The organism is Vibrio sp. OPT18 (assembly GCF_015163615.1).
Taxonomy (GTDB): domain Bacteria; phylum Pseudomonadota; class Gammaproteobacteria; order Enterobacterales; family Vibrionaceae; genus Vibrio; species Vibrio coralliirubri.
Map to the genome: position 1 here is coordinate 84,160 of NZ_JADDYK010000073.1, position 20,424 is coordinate 104,583.

Here is a 20,424-nt window from a genome sequence, read left to right on the forward strand (position 1 = left end):
AAGCTCACTATGTCATCAATCACAGTTACTCAGTTCAGAAACTTCATTCCCAGGAGACGAGAACGTTATCCTGCCTCTAAAAACGGTATCTTTATGGTATCGAAAGGCAGCATTTCTTTTGTGCTACCCAATGGCACTCAAGCCTCGTTGCAAGCCGGTGATTTCACCCTTTACAATTCTGGTCAGATTAAAGACATCACGGTTAACACTGAAAATGGCGAATTCAGTGCAACCTGCTTAGATTTTGATTTGACTATCTTTCAGAAGTTCATTAATCAGTTCAGCGATTTAGAATCCGCTCGAATCCCAGACAAGTACATTAAGTTCAATCAAACGGATACTGAGCTCTGTCAGTTGAAAGATCTCATCATGTCACTGGCCAACTCTTCGTCTCAGAATGACTACGCACTCACTCAATTAGGCTTAAGTTTGCTGTCTTTGATGGTGGAACAGTACCCTGGTCTATTGGCTATTATTGCTCGAGCTTCAAGGTTAACCGTGACCCAAAGAGTCATTCATTACATCGAGCAAAACATTGAAAACAATATCTCTTTGGATACGCTCGCCAGTTACATGGGAATGTCACCGGCTACGCTTAAACGTCGCTTATCCGCTGAAGATCTGTCGTTCTCAAACCTATTAAAGATAAAACGTATTGCTCATGCAGCCACTCAGCTAAGAACATCGGATAAGTCGATCACTCAAATCGCGTATGAGTCCGGTTTTAAAAGTGCCGCTCACTTCAGCACGGCCTTTAAAACGTATCACGGCAAAACACCAAAAGACTTCCGATCGCTAGTGGCACAAGCACAACTGCAAAGCGTAAAGCCGGAAGTTTAAACAAACAAAGCAATAGATTGATGTGAACGTCTAGTTGGGTACTGGTGTAAACCAAGTGGCTTCAATATTAGGCCACTTGGATTTGGGGTGAGGTCATTTGGTTTTGGGATTCAGTGGTTGAGTTTTGAGTTGAGATTCAGCTAATTATCTTCAGGAACAGGCCACCAGCAAACGGGAAGCCGGAGTGACTATGACCAGAAGTACGATTTAGGGTCTTTTTCTATTTCCGCCAAAATAGCATCAAGATCCTTCGATTTAGGCAGGTACGGATAAGGCCCCCAATTAACAGAGTCGGTTTCGACATCCCCTTCAAGCGGCACCATCACTAACCAACAAGATAACGACTCATCAAAGGTCACGCAGACGATCTCGTTTGTATAGTCACTGTGAGATGAGTCGAGTAGATAATGCGCCTGAGAAAACAGCACACCACCCTCACACTCTTCATATAGGGATTTACCTAGCTCGACAGGTAAACTGCGATTTCGAGATGTACAGAGCTTCTCAGCTCCAATTAAAAGACGATTCAGTTCGATATGAATGACGGACATAACACCCCTTGTAACTTCATAGAAACTTCTAAGTAGTGAATTCCTCTACTTAGCTTAGGACTCAACAAACATTTTAGCGAACAAGCGCAATCAAAATACCCGCCCTGCTCCCAGAAACGAATCTTGCTCTCGTAAACCCAAAAAGCTATCACTCATCAATCAAACAGCTATACATCGAGCGTATGGAATTTCACAAAAGTGTCATATAACCGACCTATCATATGCGACAAATGTTATTAACTAGGAGTTGTTTATGTTACGAGTCGCGCTTGCCTCTCTTTTATCCTTAGCCCTGTCTTCTCATGCTGCTTTAGCACAAGAAACCACTATTTCGGGCTCCACTTCAGTATCACGAGTGATGGATGTATTAGCTGAGGAGTACAACAAGACTCACCCTGATAACTATATTGCGGTTCAGGGCATTGGTTCTACAGCAGGTATTACCATGGTTAATAAAGGTGTCTCTGACATCGGTATGAGCTCGCGTTATTTAACCGACCGCGAACAGGACGATAAGTTGAAGGTATTTCCAATTGCCTTTGACGGCCTAGCTGTCGTAACTAACCGCTCAAACGCTGTAAGCAACGTTACACGTGAGCAGCTGTTCGATATCTACAAAGGCAAAATCACGAACTGGAAAGCTGTTGGTGGCGCAGATCAGCCTATCGCAGTTGTCACTCGCGAAGCGTCTTCTGGTTCACGCTATAGCTTCGAAAGCTTGCTTGGTTTAACGAAGATCATTAATGACCGTCTAGTGTCTGACATCAACCCAAATAACTTGGTTGTAAACAGCAACAGCATGGTTAAAACGATTGTTAACCATAACCCGCATGCGATTGGTTTTATCTCTGTTGGTTCGATCGACCGTTCGATTAAAGCAATCACATTTGAAGGCGTAGAGCCAACATCTAAGAACATTGCTAACCACAGCTATGAATTGGCTCGCCCATTCTTGTTGCTGCATAAGACAGACTCAGTTTCTGACGAGAGCAAAGACTTCATCAAGTTCGTGAAGTCAAAGCAAGGGCAAGATCTTATCGAAGAGTACGGCTACACTCGCATTAAATAAGTGAGTGAGTTTTATCTTATGAAAAAAAAGAGAGAGCATTAAGCTCTCTCTTTTTTTGGAATCTATATGGTTCGTTTAGAAGTGAAGTTGAATCACTGAAACGATCACAGCGCCAGGACGACGAATACCTTCGATTTCAACGCGAATTTCACGTTCAATCTCTAGGCCTTTCTTGATTGGCGTTACTTTTGTTAACGTACTTTTAGCACGAACGTTACTGCCCGATTTGACAGGGTATGGGAAACGTACTTGGTTAAGACCAATGTTTACGACCATCTTCGCTGTTGGGAATTGAGACTTGTCAGGGTCAACACTGTCAGTCAATCGAGGAAGCAGAGATAAAGTTAAAAAACCATGTGCGATGGTTGTTTTGAACGGAGAATCTGTTTCCGCTTTTTCAGGCTCAGTGTGAATCCACTGCATATCTTCAGTAACAAGGCCGAACTGGTTAATACGGTCTTGACTTACATTGATCCAGTCGCCAGTATGGATGACTTCACCGATCTGCTGATTAAGCTCATCAAACACAAGTTGTGCTTCAGGCTTAAGTACGATCGGCTGTTCCACCGGCATCTCTGGTGCATCTTCATTGACAGCAGGTTTGTGGTGATCACGAACCCACGCAAAGAAATGGCTGTTTTGCGTACGATTAAGAAAGTCGCCCCAGTAATCTCTAAGAGCTGGAGACATCCATTGCATAAACTCTGAGTGTTGCGAAGACATGCTATCGCCTCGGTGTTTAAATAAATCAATGACTTTCATAAGAACCTCAATGCACAAAAATTTCAATATAACTTCGTAATTTTGAAACACTTCACACTATTGTGCAAATGTTTTCGAGCATACAACCGTTAGCTGAACCTTGTTAAAATCATATTAAACATGCACTTACCAATAAAACATCATTTTATTACAAAACCCAAATTAGAGTGTTAACTCTATCACATAACAAACATTTGTTTATATAAAAGGCGTTTTTATTCATAAGTGGAATAAAAAAAGGCTTAGCGCAATGCTAAACCTTAGTTTTTACAAGGAATTAGTTTTCCGAGGGTTGGTCTTGTAAGAGACGAATCTTACAAGACACTCAATCCCCTATTCGTCATCAAGCGGAACCAGCTTGGTATTACCACCGTGTGCTTTTTCACGCTTACGTTGCACGAATGCGTAGAAGCCAGGGATTAGGAACGTACCCGCCAGTAATACACATAGCAGACCGCCGATCAGTGAAATACCCAGAGAGTTCTGACTCACGTGACCTGCGCCCGCAGCGAAGATAAGCGGGAAGATACCTAAGATGAACGACCAAGACGTCATGTTCACAGCACGGAAACGCAGCGTACCGCCCTTCACCGCCGCATCTTCAATCGGTGCGTCTTTCTCTTCACGCTCAACCTTTGCGAATTCCACAATCAAGATTGCGTTCTTCGCGGCCAAGGCTATCAAGAGAACCAAACCTATCTGTGCATAAAGGTTCAATGGTGTGCCCGTTAGATTCAACGCTAAGAAGGATCCTAAAGTTGCGACAGGTACCACGAGGATAATCGCAATCGGTATTGTCCAACTCTCGTATTGAGCCACCATAAACAGATAGATGAAGATCAGAGCCAGTGCGAAAGCAAAGATCGCTTGGTTACCTGCTAGTACTTCTTGGTAAGCCATGCCTGTCCATTCGTACTGGTAGCCCTGAGGCAGCACGTCAGCCGCGACACGTTCCATTGCCGCAATCGCATCACCACTTGAGTAACCCGGCGCAGGTTGGCCTTGAATCACGGCACTGCGGTACATGTTGTAACGCCATGCTACATCTGGTTCGAAGATCTGGTCGTAAGTCACCAATGTGCTTAACGGGATCATCTCGCCATTAGACGAACGAACGTGGAATCGTTGTAGATCGTCCATGCTGCTACGGTGTTCACTGTCAGCTTGCATGGTTACGCGGAAGTTCTTACCAAACATGGTGAAATCATTCACGTACAGAGAACCTAGGTTACCTTGTAGTGTTTGGAAGATTTCCGACAACGGAATACCAAGTTGCTGCGCTTTCTCACGGTCAATGTCGACATAGTAGTGCGGTACATTGGCACGGAAGGTACTGAATGTATGTGAAATCTCAGGCTGTTTTGCAGCCTCAGCAATCACATCATTCATAACCATCGCGAGATCGGTACGGCTACGACCTAATGTATCTTCAAGAACGAACTCAAAACCAGACGCTGCACCCATACCCGGTACTGCTGGAGGTCCCATTGCAAATACAATCGCTTGAGGCAATTCTGTTGCTGCTCGACCGTTAATACGTTGTGAGATAGCTTGCGCTGAATGTTGACCGTCCAGTGCGTTACGCATATCCCAATCATGCAGCTTGATAAATAGCGATGCGCCATTCGAAGCAGAAGCGCCCGTCATGAATGCATAGCCATTAACCAGTGTTACGCCATCAACACCCGGCTCTTGCTCAACCATCTCTAGCAATTGCTCAGTCACATCTTCTGTACGAGACAGTGATGCCGCGTCAGGAAGCTGCACGTTAACCAGCAAGATGCCTTTATCTTCTTGAGGTACAAATGCCGTAGACGTAGTTTTCGCGAAGTAAGTTACCGCCGCTAGTGCCACAATAAAGAAGGTAAACAGTAGAACACCCTTTTTCACAAGGAAGCCTGCTATTTGACCGTATTTGTTGGTTACGGATTCAAGACCACGGTTAAACGCTTGGTACCAACGTGCTGTGTTACCACCGCCCTGTTTAAGAACCAATGAACACAATGCTGGTGACAGCGTTAGAGCGTTAATAGAAGAGATAACAACCGCAATACAGATAGTCAGAGCGAACTGACGATACATGATGCCGGTGATACCTGGCAGCATCGCTACTGGAATGAATACTGCTAACAGAACCAAAGTAGAAGTAATGATCGGACCTGTTACTTCTTTCATCGCGATGAGCGTTGCTTTACGCGGTGAAATGGTTGGATCTTTAGCCATCGTGGTATCAACGTTCTCGATAACCAAGATCGCATCATCTACTACGATACCAATCGCTAGTATCAAACCAAACAGGGTTACCGTGTTGATGGTGAAACCCGTCATCTGCATGATGGCAAACGTACCAATCAAAGATACCGGAATCGCAACTACAGGAATCAAGGTTGCACGCGCACTACCCAAGAACAAGTACGTTACCGCAATAACCAGCAAGATAGCTTCGATTAGGGTCTTTACTACCCCTTTGATCGACTCAGCAACGAATACTGTAGTGTCATAACTCGCCTCATAAGCAACGCCTTCAGGGAAGTTTTTGCTTAGATTGTCCAGCATCGCCATTACCGCTTTACCACTTTCCAGCGCGTTAGCGTCTGATTGAAGTGACAGCGTTACGATTGAAGCGTCTTGACCACGATATTTACCATTGCCGTCGTAGAACTTTTTACCAAGCTCAACACGTGCGATGTCTTTTAAGTAAACCGTTGAACCATCTTGGCTAGCGCGAAGCACAACATTTTCAAACTCATCAGCCGTTTCTAGTCGCCCTTTGGTTACCAAGTTGAACTGCACTTCTTGTGCGTTGTCGTAAGGTGCTGCACCAATACGGCCAGCCGCTACCTGAACGTTCTGTTCAGCCAAGGCGCGATTCACGTCAGAGGTGGTTATATTGAGGTTAGCCATTTTCTCAGGATCTAACCAAACACGCATCGCGTATTCACCACCACCCAATACGTTAACTTCACTGATGCCCTTCACACGAGCCAGCTGGTCTTTAATGTTCAAGTTCACGTAGTTGATCAGGAATTGGTCGTTGTACTCACCGTTTGGCGAGTAGAAGTTCAATACCATCAACAGGTCCGGAGAACGCTTCTTAACCGTTACACCCACCATTCTTACTTCTTGTGGAAGCTTCGATTCGATCTGAGCAACTCGGTTCTGAACGTTGACCTGAGCCATATCTGGATCAGTACCAACATCAAAGGTCACGTTAAGGTTGTATGAACCATCGTTAGCACTTTTAGAAGACATGTAGATCATATCTTCTACGCCGTTAACCGACGTTTCTATGGGGTCGGCTATCGCCTGTTCCACCACTTCAGCACTTGCGCCCGTGTAGAATGCCGAAACACTGACCGACGGTGGACTGATTTTTGGATATTCAGCCACTGGCAAGATAGCGAGAGAAATCGCACCCGCCAGCGTTAAGATTATAGATATAACAAGGGCGAACTTAGGCCTTTGAATAAAGAAACGACTTAACATAAATAGTCCCCTTACTCAGCTTGTTCAGCAGAAGCTTGAATACGAACAGACATACCATTACGTACACGCTGTAGGCCTTGAGTGATGACCGCGTCGTTTTTCTCTAGTCCAGAATGAACAATCACGCCACCTTCAATCTGGCGACCCATCTCGATGTTTCTACGCTCAGCAACGGGTTCAGCTTCGCCTTCAACCAATACCATCACGAAGTCACCTTCGAGGTCGGTTTGCACTGCGCGACGAGGAATAGTCACAACATCAATAGGTTGTTTTTCACGTAGATCAACGCGAACGTGTTGGCCTGGAAGTAATTGCTGATTCGGGTTATCGGCAATCGCGCGCATCGCGATCGTACCAGTATTGAGGTTGATACGGTTGCCCAAGAAGTCAAGCTGACCTAGGTGTTCGAACGCTTCACCATTTTCAAGCATGATCTGAACTTCAACACCTGCAGAGTCGCTGCTGCCATCGCCTTCGATACGGTCCATACCCAGCTCAATACGCTCACGCTCACTGATGCTGAACGATGCGTGGATTGGGTCTAGGCTAACCAAAGTCGTCAGCACACCTGAAGACGGTGAAACCAGATCACCTGTGCTCACTTTGGTATCGCTAATACGGCCAGAGAAAGGCGCGATGATTTTGGTATGAGAAAGCTGAACATTCGCAGCATTTAGCTGTGCTTGGCTTGCTTCAAGCTGTGCTTGAGAACCTAACAAGTTTGCGGTTAATGCATCGAATTCAGATTGAGAGATACTGCCTTTCGGAAGTAGGTTTTTACCACGATTAAAATCAAGCTCAGCTTTTTTAAGGTTCGCGTTCGCTTGAGCAACAGACGCTTTTGCGCTTGCTACTTCGGCTTCAAACGAAGAAGGTTCAATCGAGTAAAGCAATTGACCCTTTTCAACCATTTGGCCTTCATTAAAATGACGGCTTTGTAGGTAGCCAGAAACCTGCGCTGTAATAGCCGTGTCTTCAACGGCTTCTATACGACCGATATACGACTTACTTTGCTGGTGAGAAACAACGCTAACATCCTGTACAGCTACGAGAGGTAAAGGTGCTTGCTTGGCATTTTGAGCATCTTGCCCACACCCAGCAAGAATAAGAGAGCTTGCAAGAGCAGTAAGGATCAACTTTTTACGCATGGTTATACCGTCACTTATTAGTATTTGAACAGCATAAAATTTACGTAACACCTCTGTTACCATTGTCCGAGGAATATCAATTATAACTGGCCAAAGTGTATCAATATGTTAATTGAAACCAAGTGCTTATAAAGTGATTACAAACACGCTACAATTCCTAAGTAAATCAATCTCTCAGCTTTTGTTCTCTATGGATATTGTCTAACATAATGTATTGTCAGACAGATAAGCATTCACATTTAATTGTTAAGGAATTCTCATGATTTCAAAATGGGCTAAACGTTTCTATCAAATGGCGGAATTGGTCGGTTCTTGGAGTAAAGATCCTTCAACTCAAGTCGGCGCCGTAATCACTAAGCACAACCGCATTGTTTCTGTTGGTTTTAATGGCTACCCACATGGCGTGTCTGATAGTGCGGATACTGATGACAGAGAGATGAAGTACCTCAAGACGCTTCACGCTGAAGAAAATGCAATTTTATTCGCTAAGCGTGATTTGGACAGCTGCGAAATCTGGGTGACGCATTTCCCTTGTCCAAACTGTGCTGCAAAAATCATCCAAACAGGTATTTCAGCGGTACATTGCCCAGAGCAAAGTGAAGATTTCCTTTCTCGCTGGGGCGACAAGATTAAAGTTAGCCAAGATATGTTTGAGCAAGCTGGTGTACAAGTGGATTGGTTACCACTCGCTGACCTAGATTAAGCTAACAGATAGCAAGAACAAAAAAGCCGAGAGTCGATATTATCGCTCTCGGCTTTCTGTTGTTTGGACTTATAGTTTGGTCGCTATATTTTGGAAGCTATAGTTTAGAGGCTATAGCTTGGTCATTGTAAACTGATGAGCAAACTAAGCGCTCGTTGGGAATGCTTCCGCGTACGCTTCCATAAAGTCTTTACGAATATCTTGCTCTAAATGAATCGCTTTTTCGGTCGGACAGAAGATCATAAAGTGCACTTCTTGCTCACCTGTCGAACTGCTTGTGATATGGATGTGAGGCTCAGAACCCGGAAGGTCAACGCCAGCGTGCTTTTCGATCACACCGTTGTAACGGCGGGCAACATCGATAAACTCTTCGCAATGCTCTTCAATTTTCACAATAAGACCCGGTACCATAGGGTATAGGTTTACAAAGTCTTTCACCGTCACAAAAAAGTTATGATAAACATAACGCTTCATGAAGTTGAGGTTCTTTACCGGATAAGTGAAGAACATACTATTAGGCAGCGTGGCTGTCTTGCCAGTGAAGTGATATTGCCCATGATACAAATCGATTTCTTGAATCACAGTCGCCATCAAATTGTGCTCAATCACCTCACCGCTGATTTTACCCACTTCGATCCAGTCGCCGATTCTAAATGAGCGAGAACTCGCACGCTGAATAGAACCTGTGAAACACAAAATGATCTCTTTTGAAGCTACAACGATCGCAACAGCAATGGCCGTGACAGATAGCGCAAACTCGCTGATTTCGGATTTCCACAGCACAAATAACGTCACAACAATAATCGCGAATGTGCCGTTTTTGGTTCGTGACATCCAGTTACGTTGGTCTTCGCTAAGGAAAGCAACATCACCTCTTATTTGAGATAAGGTGATTCGGCGAATGATTAAAATAATAGTGATAATCAACGCACTAAAAATAAACTTATGAGCGAGTAGAAAATCAATTACTTGCCACAACTTTTCCATTACTTATTCCTTAGCATTACAACAGTTAGCTTTACAACGGTTAGCTTTACAAGAAAGCCGCTAATATCCTTTCTATGAAAAAGCGCTCAATTCCTGAGCGCTCGTATACATTCTGGTATTAGCCTAGCTAAGGCTATCATTTTATCTTGGCAGAAGTAATAAATTGACCAAAAGTTTCACACCAAATCACAACCGTATTAAACCGATTAAGATCAGTACCTTCGGGAAGCTCAACCATAAAGCGGTCGAATGTTTTTACATCTCCGACTCTCAGCAACTCATTCTTGCTGTCATTGAAAGCTTGCTCGGTTTCAATGAACTTAGGTGAAAGGTAAACCTTGTAATCAGGTCCCGGCGCCAATTCACCTTCAAAAGCGATCGCACTTTCAGACACTGAAATGATGCCTTCTCCCCAGTGCAAGAAGTCACTGTCTTGTCGATCTTTAGTGAACTCACCCGTGTAGATAGCCTGCTCACTGATCGCTTCAACAGAACTTGAAGAAGGAGAATCTGGCTCAATCAAGATAGGTAATGCGTAGACACCCAGCCCAAAACCAAAAGCACCCACGGCTAAGTGGGTGCAAAGTAAAACTAACTTTTTCATCGCGTACTCCCTTATGCTTAAAGAGAGTATTATTGAATACTCTCAAAAATACAAAGAGATATAACGCTCTGATGTTCTATTTTTGGTAATGCGTCGCTGTACGTTGAGACAATTCAACAATCACTTTTACCGCTTGCTCCATGCCTTGAATGGTAATGAACTCATGAATACCGTGGAAGTTGTAGCCACCAGTAAAGATATTCGGACATGGTAGCCCCATGAAAGATAAACGAGCACCGTCTGTACCACCTCGGATAGGCTTGATCATTGGCTCAACATCGCACTCAATCATCGCTTGCTTCGCCAATTCAATAATATGTTGATGCGGTTCAACCATCTCTTTCATGTTGAAGTAGCTATCGGTTAGCACCAACTCAACACGGCCTTTCTCAAGACGTTCATTCAACTCATCGACTTTCTGTTGCATGAATGCCTTACGCGCTTCTACACCCTCACGTTCAAAATCACGGATGATGTAACCCAGTTCAGAGCGAGCCACACCCATTTCCGCCGATTTCAGGTGGTAAAAACCTTCATAACCTTCTGTGCATTCGGGAGTTTCTTGTGCTGGCATCATCAATTGGAATTGCGCTGCAATGTTCATCGAGTTCACCATTTTACCTTTTGCGGTACCTGGGTGAACGTTCACGCCATGACAGATAACATCGGCGCTCGTGGCATTGAAGTTCTCAAATTCCAACTCCCCAACTGGGCCACCATCAATGGTGTACGCCCACTCGGCGCCAAACTTTTCAACGTCAAACAGGTTCGCACCGCGACCAATCTCTTCATCCGGCGTGAAACCAATGCAGATGTCGCCGTGTTTGATGTCTGGATTCGCTTTCAGGTAAGCAATTGCACTGATGATTTCAGCGATACCCGCTTTGTTGTCGGCACCAAGCAGAGTTGTGCCGTCAGTCGTAATCAGGTCGTGACCATGTAAAGAATCAAGGTCTGGGTATTGGCTTGGGCTCAAACTCTCGCCACTTTCACCTAATTCAATCGTTCCACCTCGGTAATCTTTAATCACTTGCGGTTTCACGTTGGCACCTGATGCGTCAGGAGCGGTATCCATGTGTGCCACAAAGCCAATCGCCGGCACTGGATAATCGACATTCGACGGCAGTTTCGCCATCAAGTATCCATTGTCATCTAAAGACACATCAGCTAAGTCTAATGCCACCAATTCTAACTTTAAGGCTTCAGCAAAGGTAATTTGACCCGGTGAACTTGGGCATTGCTGATTAGAAGGATCGGATTTGGTATCAAAAGTAACGTAATTCAGAAAACGTTCTACAAGCTTTTCCATAATTCATCTCACCATGGATTAAGTAATTGATTTACTGACTTATATTTTTTCGATATACGATGCATCGTTAAATAAATACGAACACAGAGTCAGTAGCGAGGTTTTTCATCTTACGCCCCTGACCATGTATGTAATTGCTCTAAATCATTATTGTGCGAAATTAGATGCGCTTCCTATACTTGAAAACAGAGGGTTTCGTCAGTTCAACATTGCATACGGATGATAAGAGATCGCTTTGTACGCATTCTACGCCCTCCGCTCTCAGCCTAAAAAAAGTACAAAGTGGATGATGATCACAATTTATCCTTGATGCAGAATCTGTCATACGTTACACGGAGACACAGTTATGACGATTAATAAATATTTCATTTTCTCTCCTCAAGCCTCTGAGGAAACGCTTCGACCAGTATTAACTGAGAAAGAAGTTCAAAGGCAGGAAGCTCTAAGACAGGCGCAAACCCAGGGTGGGTTAGACACAAACGCGACCTCGTAACTCAATGAATACCTAGCACTATTAAGACCCCTATAAAAAAGCTCTACGCTCTATCCTGTAGAGCTTTTTTTATTTTTGATCGGTTATCCTCTCCCCCACTCCCAAACAAGCTGAACATTAAACCTTCACTCATTGCTTGTTGTTCTTCACTTCTCGCTCACCAATTGGCTCATAGTTTCTCGCGAATGTATTTTCACGCATTGCACACACTAGCTTGCAGCGCTGAGAAATGACTCACTAAACTCCCCGATGCCATACCTTGTCGTGTCATTTTGTGCTAATAATTCATATTCGTTTTCATTCCTCACTCGCCCTCTTTTCAAAACTATAATGCGAGTACCAGAGAACCTAACCACAGGAACCCCGAATTCAATGGAATATTCAAAGCTAGGAAGTAGTCAAATTCCCGTTTCCCGTATCTGTCTTGGCAGCATGACTTGGGGGCTACAAAATACGCAACAGCAAGCCGACCAACAGATCGAATACGCATTAAGCCAAGGTATTAACTTTATTGATACGGCAGAAATGTACGCGGTTCCCCCTTCTCCAGATACCTATGGCAAAACAGAAGCAATTATCGGCAACTGGTTGTCTCGTAATCCACAACGCCGCCAAGAGTTAATCATTGCGAGTAAAATAGCAGGGGCAGGACTGCCTTGGGTTCGAGATGGTGGTCCGATAACGGGTGAAGCTGTGATCGCCGCGGTTGATGCGTCATTACAACGCCTACAAACAGACTATATCGACCTTTACCAACTTCATTGGCCAAATCGCACAACGCCTCACTTTGGTAAGCATTTCCCAAATCACATTCGATTCAGTGATATTGACCGAAAGCAGCATGAAGCTGAGATGTTGGAAATCCTACAAGCACTGGCAAGCTGCATTAAGGCGGGTAAAATTCGCCATATCGGGCTTTCAGATGATTCTACTTGGGGCATTAACACATACCTCAAGCTGAGCGAGAAACACGATTTGCCACGTATGGTTTCGATTCAGAATGAATTTAGCTTGCTGCACGCAAAAGACTGGCCATATTTGATTGAAAACTGTGTGCATGAAGATGTCGCTTACCTGCCATGGTCGCCTTTGGCTGCAGGCATGTTGAGTGGAAAATACATCGATGGCGCAAGGCCGGAAGGCAGCCGTTGGACTTACATGCAACGTAAAGGCATTTTCCGTGATACTGAATCTGCCAATGAAGCGGTTAAAGGCTATGTTGAAGTGGCAAATGCTCACGGGTTCACTCCGAGCCAACTGGCATTGGCTTGGTGTAATCAAGTTGATGGGGTGACGTCCACCATCATCGGTGCAACTACGATGGAGCAGCTAAAAGAGAACGTAGCCGCTTTCAGTAAACCGTTATCAGAAGAGATCCTGACTGATATCAACACGGTATTTAAGCGCTACCCAGCTCCGTATTAGGCTGTCAGTACAGCTTAACTTAGGTGAGTAAATCCCATAAGAGCGCGCTATTTAGTGCGCTTTTCTTTTTTAAGTGAGTTACTTTCGCTTTTTATGTGGATCGCATTGAGTCATCACGCTTTTGGTTCGCTAACCTTTGCTCTATAATGCGCGGGCTTATATCTAGGATAAAAACATGATTTCAAAAAACCAATTAAAACTCCTTCGTGCTTTGGGCCAAAAGAAACAACGTAAAGCCCACGGCCTGTTTCTAGTTCAAGGTGAAAAGAACGTTCTTGAGCTGTTCAATAGTGACTTAGTGGTGAAGAACGTCTTCGCTACCGCTGATTTCTTATCTGAAAATCATGCTTCACTGATTGAGTTTGATTGTGTTGAAGCCTCGCTGGATGATCTAACCAAAGCGAGCACTTTGGTAAGCAACAATGCCGCGATTGCGGTTGTTGAGATCCCAACGTTTGAGCTACCAGAAGCAACAGGACTGATGATCGCGCTTGATGGCGTTTCAGACCCTGGCAACCTAGGTACGATTATTCGTGTCGCAGACTGGTATGGCATCAAGCATATTGTTGCGAGCAGCGATTGCGCAGACCCATACAACCCTAAAACGATCAGCGCGACTATGGGCAGCTTTGGCCGAGTTCACGTAAGCCAAACTGACTTACCCGCTTACTTAGAGCAAGCGAACCTACCTGTTTACGGTGCGTTTTTAGAAGGCGAAAGTGTTCATAAGACTGAGTTTACTGCCAACGGCATTTTGTTGATGGGCAGCGAATCCCACGGTATTCGTGAACATGCGGCTAAATACGTAACGGATAAGATTACGATTCCTGCATTCGGTGGCGCAGAGTCTCTGAATGTAGCAATGGCGACAGGTATTATTCTCGACAATATGCGCCGTCAGCATAGTTAATCGATTCAAGAGTAAACTACGAAATAGAACTCGCGGATATGAAGAGCAAGATTCCCTATCTTGCTCGTCCCTCGCTGTAGGGAATGACGTAACTTAGAAATAGAGACAAAACCAACCACCAGCTCTCACAGCATCAAGCATCAAGTATCAAGTATCAAGTATCAAGTATCAAGTAGATTTTGAAATATAACGTGGCAAGTAGGTCAATAATTAACTGAATCATCAGCCGTCATCCTCAAGAAGGAGGGACGACTGAGTTGGGGATCTTTTTTTGGGGAAGGTTTATTTCAAGTAGCAGAATTACTTTTCTAGCATTGCCAACTTATCAGACACACCATTCCACTTTTCAGCGTCATCCATTGGTGCTTTTACTTCCGTTTGTACCGGCCAAATCTCAGCAAGTTCTGCGTTCACTTCGATGAAGATCTTTTGATCTTCTGGCAGTTCATCTTCTTGGAAGATCGCTTGAGCATCACATTCAGGTACACACAAGCCACAATCAATACATTCGATTGGGTTGATTACCATGAAATTTGGGCCTTCATGGAACGCATCTGCGGGGCACACTGCCACACAGTCTGTGTATTTACATTGAATACAATTATCGCCTACGACAAATGCCATGATGCTCTGCTCTATAAGTTAGTCAAAATTGAAGAATGGGGATAATACTCATCCCAAAGCAAAATTCAACATCATACGGCTCTAATATCGTGTCTATTTGCTCCATGTTTCCAAATTAGTATGACAGATAAATCAATTTCTCGTAAAATGCGCGCCATTGTGAGCTTATCGCTTCTTTGAACATCAGTGTTTCCATCAAACTCTGTATTAAGAAACGATCTAGCTAAGACACCTATAAAAACGAGACATCGAAATGATACGTTTAACCGAAATTAAACTCCCACTAGACCATGAAGAGTCTGCGATTCAAGACGCTATTGAAGCGAAACTTGGTATTAACTCTGATCAGGTACTCTCTTTTAATATCTTTAAACGTGGCTACGATGCTCGTAAGAAATCAAAGATCTTACTTATCTACACGCTTGACGTTCTCGTTGAAAACGAAGCTGAGTTGTTAGAACAATTCATTAGCGACCCGCACGTAAAAGTGACTCCTGATATGGAGTACAAGTTTGTTGCTAAAGCAGTTGAGAACCAAACTGAGCGCCCTGTGGTTATCGGCTTTGGCCCGTGTGGTCTATTCGCTGGCCTAGTGCTTGCTCAAATGGGTTTCAACCCAATCATCGTTGAGCGTGGTAAAGAAGTTCGTGAACGTACTAAAGATACCTTTGGTTTCTGGCGTAAGCGCACACTGAACACTGAATCAAACGTGCAGTTTGGTGAAGGCGGCGCAGGTACATTCTCGGACGGTAAGCTGTACAGCCAAGTTAAAGATCCAAAGCACTATGGCCGTAAGGTAATTGAAGAGTTCGTTGCTGCGGGTGCACCAGAAGAAATTCTATACGTAAGTAAGCCACACATCGGTACCTTTAAACTGGTTACTATGATTGAAAAGATGCGTGCTTCTATCATTGAACTCGGCGGTGAAATCCGTTTCAGCACTCGTGTTGACGACGTTCATATGGAAGATGGCCAAATCACAGGTCTAACGCTTTCTAACGGTGAAGAGATCAAATCTCGTCACGTGGTATTGGCTGTTGGCCACAGTGCTCGTGACACGTTTGAAATGCTGTACGATCGTGGCGTTTACATGGAAGCGAAGCCTTTTTCTATTGGCTTCCGTATCGAGCACAAGCAATCAATGATCGATGAAGCTCGTTTCGGTAAGAACGCAGGCAACCCAATCCTTGGTGCTGCGGACTACAAACTGGTTCACCACTGTAAGAATGGCCGCACTGTATACAGCTTCTGTATGTGCCCAGGCGGTACTGTAGTAGCGGCAACGTCTGAAGAAGGCCGCGTAGTAACTAACGGCATGAGCCAATACTCTCGTGCAGAGCGTAACGCAAACAGCGCAATCGTTGTAGGTATCGACCCAGAGCGTGATTACCCAGGTGACGCACTGGCTGGTATCCGTTTACAACGTGAACTAGAAAGCGGCGCTTATGTTCTTGGTGGTGAAAACTACGATGCACCAGCTCAGAAAATCGGTGACTTCTTGAAAGGTCGCGATCCAAGTGCGATCGGTGAAGTACAACCGTCATTCACGCCGGGTATCCACCTGACTGATATTTCAAAAGCGCTGCCTGATTTTGCTATCGAAGCGATTCGTGAAGCAATCCCAGCGTTCGAGAAGAAGATCAAAGGTTTCTCTACGCCAGACGGCCTACTAACCGGTGTTGAAACTCGTACGTCTTCTCCTGTATGCATCAAACGTGGCAAAGACTTCCAAAGCATCAACCTTAAGGGCTTCTTCCCCGCTGGTGAAGGTGCAGGCTACGCAGGCGGCATCCTGTCTGCTGGTATCGACGGCATTAAGGCTGCAGAAGCGCTAGCACTATCAATGGTAGAGCAGAACCAAGCTGAGAAGATTGAGATCGCTTAAGCGCTTTCAATAAAGCAAAGCTAGATTTCGATTAACCAAAACTAAAAATCCAGTGTCTTGTCGACACTGGATTTTTTTATTGCATAAAGGTATCTAAAATTATTTAGTCACGACTTCGTCAGTGTTACTTACAAGTCTCTTTTGACCAGTTCACACCATCATCTGAACACTCAAATAGACTTGTCCCATTCTGGTAATAATAACCTTTAGTCCAGTTACCATGAGAATATCTAGACGTTATCGTTTGAGTATAATCAAACGGCGTATTTTCAATGTACGCATACTTATGTCGGTTCCAGCTGTCAGAGCCATATGAACTGTTGTCATTAAAATCTACCGATAGATAGTTGAGCGCATCAAAGTCGCTGCGCGAAACACTATCTAACGAATCACCAAGATTAACCCACTCTGGATGTGGCGCGTTATTCTCAAAATTAAATTTCGCTTGTACTTGGGTAAACTGGTCTTTGTAGTCACCGACAAGATCTGCCGTCAAGGTTTGCATAAAGCCCGCACCAACGTCTTGACGAGAACAGCTGTCCCAATCAGGTTGTTTAGACCAACCACGGTTCATCACACCAAAAGTCGCAAGTGAGTTAGGTAAAACTTGCTGCTTGATGGTCTCTTGCACTGAGCATGAGTGTTGGTTTCCATCAGGGTCCAATGAGAACGAAGCTTCTTTGTCATACTCTAAGCCATTTTTCTTCTGACCATTACGCTCAAAATGTTCACTTAACGCCAGTTCTGTCTGCAGGTCGGCTGAAACTTCATGTTCAATGACAATCAGCTTATCCGCAGTCATCACTGTTTTAACTTTATACCACTTATTAATTTCGTTCTTCTTGGCGTAGTCCCAATGCTGCCAGTAATAGTCAACATAAGCTTGCTGGGCTGTTGGGTTCTCTTTTTGAATCTCTTTGGTCTCTTGATAGGACTTTTTAATGGCAGGCATCATCTTCTGCGCTAAATCGTAGAGCTCAGTGTTTTGCTCTTTAACGAAATCACCGTACAAGTCCTCGACTGCGATGTTGTATCGGTTCGCAATTCGGAAGTCATGCTCTTTCACATTTTGGATAATGCTATTTTGGGTGTTCACAGCTTGCTTCAAAGCAGAGCAACTGTTTAAACCACCTTTATACAAGTCGGCTTGGATCTGATTCCATAACACGGTCGTAAGTGGCGTAGTCGACTTAATTTCTTGCTCAGAACTCACCGTCATGACTGGCGGAAATATTAACTGATAAGGTTCAGTAATCGGTGTGTTTGGGCTGTCCGCATCAATAGCGCCTACTGGCACGTTCACTACGATTGGAGCGTAGTCCATACAGTCTGAGTTAGAGCCCGTCAAAGATAGCTCATAGCTGCCCTCATGGTCCGTGATACTGCTAGGCTCACCTTCATCTAATACGCCATTATAATTGATATCTAGAAACGCGGTCGCCCCGGAAATATACCCGTCAATGGCGACACCTTGTAAGGTTCTCGTTTGAGGAGCAGGAGCACTTGTGTTGCTACCACCGCCTCCTCCGCCACAAGCCGCAAGGCCACCAGCTATAAGTGCGATAGAAATAAGCTTAAGTTTCATTCGATTAGATCCTAATGAAATACATTATAAATGGAATTGTCATTGGGGGGATGACCGGAAATGACTGTGATAGTCATAGCCCGTCATAATAGCGATTGGCATTAGAAAGAAACACGAAAGGGTGATAGCCGATTCGTGCATGTTTTCATTCTGAACAGAAACTAAAAGATAGGGAAATGGGGTTAAAAATGGACTAATTACTTCTCGTTCGAGGCTATCCAAAGCTTATAAAAATCACTATAACCGGTTTGGTTAATCTCTACGCCATGAACCTCAACACTGTTAAAAACCTTCTCTTTACCGTGAAATAACGGACAAAGTAACTTCAGTTGATAAAGCGAATCTTCAATCTCTTTCAACTCGCTCATTGGGTCCTCGCCACTCACAGCAGCTCTAACTCTCTCGCAATGCGCCTTCATCTCAGAATTGTTGAAAATGAATCTGAGCCCAGAGGAAGCAAGCAGCCAATCGTAAAGGCCATAATCGGCTGGCTGTTCGATAACTTCTTCAATGAATAACAGGTCTGCCGATTCACTCATGGAGCTAGGGTCACTGATATTGGGAAGCTCAACAACTTCAATAATGACACCTGTCTTTGCAATCGTTTGTTGCAGCCAGTCAGCCATCTCTTGAAGTAAAGGAATCGTCATTCTAGGTCGTGTTAACACAACAGTGCCCGTCAAAATTGGAATGGGGTTGCTGCATGTTAATTTACTCGGCGAGAAAGAGAGATCATCCGTCACCATATCAGCATCAAACTCTTTACTGCTGGACTTGATAAACGATACTAGCCTGTCGAGTTCTTCAGGGGTTATGCCCGAGTTTTCTCTACGATTAAGCGCAAGATACGAAAGTGCATTGATAGTGGTTTCTTCAGCGACACCAGATTGATTAAAACTCAGGGTGTGATCATTCAAACCTTCTATGTCGGTGAGCGTTATCTGTTCTAACAAGGCATTTTGAGCAAAGTAACCTCGGTGACGTTTAAGAACCAAGCGCTCTTCGCTCCAATCATCTAATGAGAAAGGACCAGTTCCAATATAGGCACTGCGACCGCTCGAAAAATAAGTACGCTTGCAGCGGTAAATAGACGCGTGAGGACTACTCAATGCATAGAGAAACATTGGGTTTGCGTGTGTTAGCTCAATAGTCAGTTGTTTATCACCCACCACTTGAACATCACTGACCTGATCAAATAAAGACTGTACTGGCCCTTCGATATTTTTTAGCTGCAACAAACATTGAGCAACATCTTTAGCCGTTAAAGTTTCACCGTCATGGAATAACACATTCGGTCTCAACCAAAAATGCAGAAAGCGCCCTTCCATCTTCCAATGGTGCGCGAGACTCGCTTGGGGATTTCCCTCATGATCTTGGACGAGTAATGTATTGTAGAGACTTCTTAAGATGTGATGTTCGGCGGTTCGGTATGTTTTTGCTGGCTCAAGATTATCGACCCACGGGTATTGAGTGATCAGCAAATGGTCATGTTGTTGATTGAACAGACTATGCTTTTCAGTCGCTAGCGTCAGGGCCTTTATTGCAGCATCACCATAGCTTTCTAGAAGACGGGGAATAACGTTAAAGCAGCCTTGTTCCAACTGAAGCGCTAACACTTGTTCTAATGCTTCGGAAAAGCTGACCAAAATTCTAAACTGGCTAAGCTTCCCTCTTCCTTTAGACGGAATCCAACAAATCCAGCGATATTCTGATAAGCATTTAAGAATGATCGAAGTGTTTCTGCGAGAAGTCGATAGCGAGTGTTCTAGATCATCTATCGTTAGGTGATACTCTTCACCTAGTTCATACTTTGCAGTAAGCTGCTGAAGTCTACGTAAGTTAGCGTCGTTCAATGGATATCCGAAATAAGCGTCTAGAAGAACGAGAATAGCTGTAACCCAAATGGGAGGTCTATTTACTTGTTCAAGTTGGAATATGCTTTATGAAACTGTTGATATAAATAATATCAAGATCCAACTTAATTTATAAACACCTCTTTTAGCAAACAAAATAATCACTGATCGTGCATATTCAGCGACAAAA

17 protein-coding genes are annotated in these 20,424 nt (G+C 44.2%); 7 read left to right on the forward strand and 10 right to left on the reverse strand.

Going from position 1 to position 20,424, the window contains the following annotated elements:
- Positions 1 to 9: 9 nt before the first annotated feature.
- Positions 10 to 840: a helix-turn-helix domain-containing protein gene (locus IQQ51_RS18525; RefSeq protein WP_193841785.1), complete on the forward strand. Its 831-nt coding sequence runs from the start codon at positions 10 to 12 to the stop codon at positions 838 to 840.
- Between the two features lie 188 nt (positions 841 to 1,028).
- On the opposite strand, the gene IQQ51_RS18530 is transcribed toward IQQ51_RS18525, so the two are convergent.
- Positions 1,029 to 1,391, reverse strand: coding sequence for a DUF3024 domain-containing protein (locus IQQ51_RS18530; protein WP_048606017.1), 363 nt, complete (start codon positions 1,389 to 1,391; stop codon positions 1,029 to 1,031).
- 253 nt (positions 1,392 to 1,644) lie between these two features.
- On the opposite strand from IQQ51_RS18530, the gene IQQ51_RS18535 reads away from it, so the two are divergent.
- Entirely contained in the window at positions 1,645 to 2,460 is an 816-nt protein-coding gene (locus IQQ51_RS18535; protein ID WP_048610785.1) for a phosphate ABC transporter substrate-binding protein, read from the forward strand.
- A gap of 75 nt (positions 2,461 to 2,535) precedes the next feature.
- Here the strand turns inward: IQQ51_RS18535 and IQQ51_RS18540 are convergent, their stop codons facing one another.
- The 3 genes from IQQ51_RS18540 to IQQ51_RS18550 form a co-directional block, all read right to left on the reverse strand.
- The gene (locus IQQ51_RS18540; RefSeq protein WP_017059493.1) at positions 2,536 to 3,222 is read right to left on the reverse strand and encodes a MaoC family dehydratase; all 687 of its coding nucleotides are present in this window, start codon (positions 3,220 to 3,222) and stop codon (positions 2,536 to 2,538) included.
- Positions 3,223 to 3,555: 333 nt separating this feature from the next.
- Entirely contained in the window at positions 3,556 to 6,708 is a 3,153-nt protein-coding gene (locus IQQ51_RS18545) for an efflux RND transporter permease subunit (protein WP_193841786.1), read from the reverse strand.
- Between the two features lie 11 nt (positions 6,709 to 6,719).
- Positions 6,720 to 7,856, reverse strand: coding sequence for an efflux RND transporter periplasmic adaptor subunit (locus IQQ51_RS18550; protein WP_048614803.1), 1,137 nt, complete (start codon positions 7,854 to 7,856; stop codon positions 6,720 to 6,722).
- Between the two features lie 259 nt (positions 7,857 to 8,115).
- Here IQQ51_RS18550 and IQQ51_RS18555 point away from each other — a divergent pair, with 259 nt between their 5' ends.
- Complete coding sequence (locus IQQ51_RS18555; protein ID WP_004737813.1) at positions 8,116 to 8,559, forward strand: dCMP deaminase family protein; 444 nt, start codon at positions 8,116 to 8,118, stop codon at positions 8,557 to 8,559.
- A gap of 144 nt (positions 8,560 to 8,703) precedes the next feature.
- On the opposite strand, the gene IQQ51_RS18560 is transcribed toward IQQ51_RS18555, so the two are convergent.
- The 3 genes from IQQ51_RS18560 to pepT form a co-directional block, all read right to left on the reverse strand.
- Positions 8,704 to 9,546, reverse strand: a complete 843-nt coding sequence (locus IQQ51_RS18560) for a mechanosensitive ion channel family protein (RefSeq protein WP_048606011.1) — start codon at positions 9,544 to 9,546, stop codon at positions 8,704 to 8,706.
- A 136-nt stretch (positions 9,547 to 9,682) separates the two neighbouring features.
- Positions 9,683 to 10,150, reverse strand: a complete 468-nt coding sequence (locus tag IQQ51_RS18565) for a DM13 domain-containing protein (protein ID WP_061038058.1) — start codon at positions 10,148 to 10,150, stop codon at positions 9,683 to 9,685.
- A gap of 76 nt (positions 10,151 to 10,226) precedes the next feature.
- A complete protein-coding gene (gene pepT / locus IQQ51_RS18570; protein ID WP_193841787.1) occupies positions 10,227 to 11,459 on the reverse strand; it encodes a peptidase T in 1,233 nt (410 codons plus the stop codon).
- A 346-nt stretch (positions 11,460 to 11,805) separates the two neighbouring features.
- Here pepT and IQQ51_RS18575 point away from each other — a divergent pair, with 346 nt between their 5' ends.
- From IQQ51_RS18575 to IQQ51_RS18585, 3 genes are all read left to right on the forward strand, one after another.
- Positions 11,806 to 11,952 (forward strand): hypothetical protein, encoded by a 147-nt coding sequence (locus tag IQQ51_RS18575; RefSeq protein WP_012600995.1) that lies wholly within the window; start codon positions 11,806 to 11,808, stop codon positions 11,950 to 11,952.
- Positions 11,953 to 12,324: 372 nt separating this feature from the next.
- Positions 12,325 to 13,377 carry an aldo/keto reductase gene (locus IQQ51_RS18580; protein ID WP_193841788.1) on the forward strand — a complete coding sequence of 351 codons (1,053 nt, stop codon included), beginning with the start codon at positions 12,325 to 12,327 and terminating at the stop codon, positions 13,375 to 13,377.
- 175 nt (positions 13,378 to 13,552) lie between these two features.
- Positions 13,553 to 14,287: an RNA methyltransferase gene (locus IQQ51_RS18585; RefSeq protein WP_017067486.1), complete on the forward strand. Its 735-nt coding sequence runs from the start codon at positions 13,553 to 13,555 to the stop codon at positions 14,285 to 14,287.
- Between the two features lie 300 nt (positions 14,288 to 14,587).
- Here the strand turns inward: IQQ51_RS18585 and fdxA are convergent, their stop codons facing one another.
- Positions 14,588 to 14,911: a ferredoxin FdxA gene (gene fdxA, locus IQQ51_RS18590; RefSeq protein WP_017631334.1), complete on the reverse strand. Its 324-nt coding sequence runs from the start codon at positions 14,909 to 14,911 to the stop codon at positions 14,588 to 14,590.
- Positions 14,912 to 15,164: 253 nt separating this feature from the next.
- Here fdxA and IQQ51_RS18595 point away from each other — a divergent pair, with 253 nt between their 5' ends.
- Entirely contained in the window at positions 15,165 to 16,796 is a 1,632-nt protein-coding gene (locus IQQ51_RS18595) for an NAD(P)/FAD-dependent oxidoreductase (RefSeq protein ID WP_193841789.1), read from the forward strand.
- 124 nt (positions 16,797 to 16,920) lie between these two features.
- Here IQQ51_RS18595 and IQQ51_RS18600 read toward each other — a convergent pair whose 3' ends face one another.
- Complete coding sequence (locus tag IQQ51_RS18600) at positions 16,921 to 18,381, reverse strand: hypothetical protein (RefSeq protein WP_193841790.1); 1,461 nt, start codon at positions 18,379 to 18,381, stop codon at positions 16,921 to 16,923.
- Positions 18,382 to 18,578: 197 nt separating this feature from the next.
- Positions 18,579 to 20,234: an ABC transporter substrate-binding protein gene (locus tag IQQ51_RS18605; RefSeq protein ID WP_193841791.1), complete on the reverse strand. Its 1,656-nt coding sequence runs from the start codon at positions 20,232 to 20,234 to the stop codon at positions 18,579 to 18,581.
- Between the last annotated feature and the right edge of the window lie 190 nt (positions 20,235 to 20,424).

Coding starts and splice junctions, on each gene's coding strand:
- IQQ51_RS18525 (WP_193841785.1), top strand. CDS start 10: ATGTCATCAATCACAGTTACTCAGTTCAGAAACTTCATTCCCAGGAGA.
- IQQ51_RS18530 (WP_048606017.1), bottom strand. CDS start 1,391: ATGTCCGTCATTCATATCGAACTGAATCGTCTTTTAATTGGAGCTGAG.
- IQQ51_RS18535 (WP_048610785.1), top strand. CDS start 1,645: ATGTTACGAGTCGCGCTTGCCTCTCTTTTATCCTTAGCCCTGTCTTCT.
- IQQ51_RS18540 (WP_017059493.1), bottom strand. CDS start 3,222: ATGAAAGTCATTGATTTATTTAAACACCGAGGCGATAGCATGTCTTCG.
- IQQ51_RS18545 (WP_193841786.1), bottom strand. CDS start 6,708: ATGTTAAGTCGTTTCTTTATTCAAAGGCCTAAGTTCGCCCTTGTTATA.
- IQQ51_RS18550 (WP_048614803.1), bottom strand. CDS start 7,856: ATGCGTAAAAAGTTGATCCTTACTGCTCTTGCAAGCTCTCTTATTCTT.
- IQQ51_RS18555 (WP_004737813.1), top strand. CDS start 8,116: ATGATTTCAAAATGGGCTAAACGTTTCTATCAAATGGCGGAATTGGTC.
- IQQ51_RS18560 (WP_048606011.1), bottom strand. CDS start 9,546: ATGGAAAAGTTGTGGCAAGTAATTGATTTTCTACTCGCTCATAAGTTT.
- IQQ51_RS18565 (WP_061038058.1), bottom strand. CDS start 10,150: ATGAAAAAGTTAGTTTTACTTTGCACCCACTTAGCCGTGGGTGCTTTT.
- pepT (WP_193841787.1), bottom strand. CDS start 11,459: ATGGAAAAGCTTGTAGAACGTTTTCTGAATTACGTTACTTTTGATACC.
- IQQ51_RS18575 (WP_012600995.1), top strand. CDS start 11,806: ATGACGATTAATAAATATTTCATTTTCTCTCCTCAAGCCTCTGAGGAA.
- IQQ51_RS18580 (WP_193841788.1), top strand. CDS start 12,325: ATGGAATATTCAAAGCTAGGAAGTAGTCAAATTCCCGTTTCCCGTATC.
- IQQ51_RS18585 (WP_017067486.1), top strand. CDS start 13,553: ATGATTTCAAAAAACCAATTAAAACTCCTTCGTGCTTTGGGCCAAAAG.
- fdxA (WP_017631334.1), bottom strand. CDS start 14,911: ATGGCATTTGTCGTAGGCGATAATTGTATTCAATGTAAATACACAGAC.
- IQQ51_RS18595 (WP_193841789.1), top strand. CDS start 15,165: ATGATACGTTTAACCGAAATTAAACTCCCACTAGACCATGAAGAGTCT.
- IQQ51_RS18600 (WP_193841790.1), bottom strand. CDS start 18,381: ATGAAACTTAAGCTTATTTCTATCGCACTTATAGCTGGTGGCCTTGCG.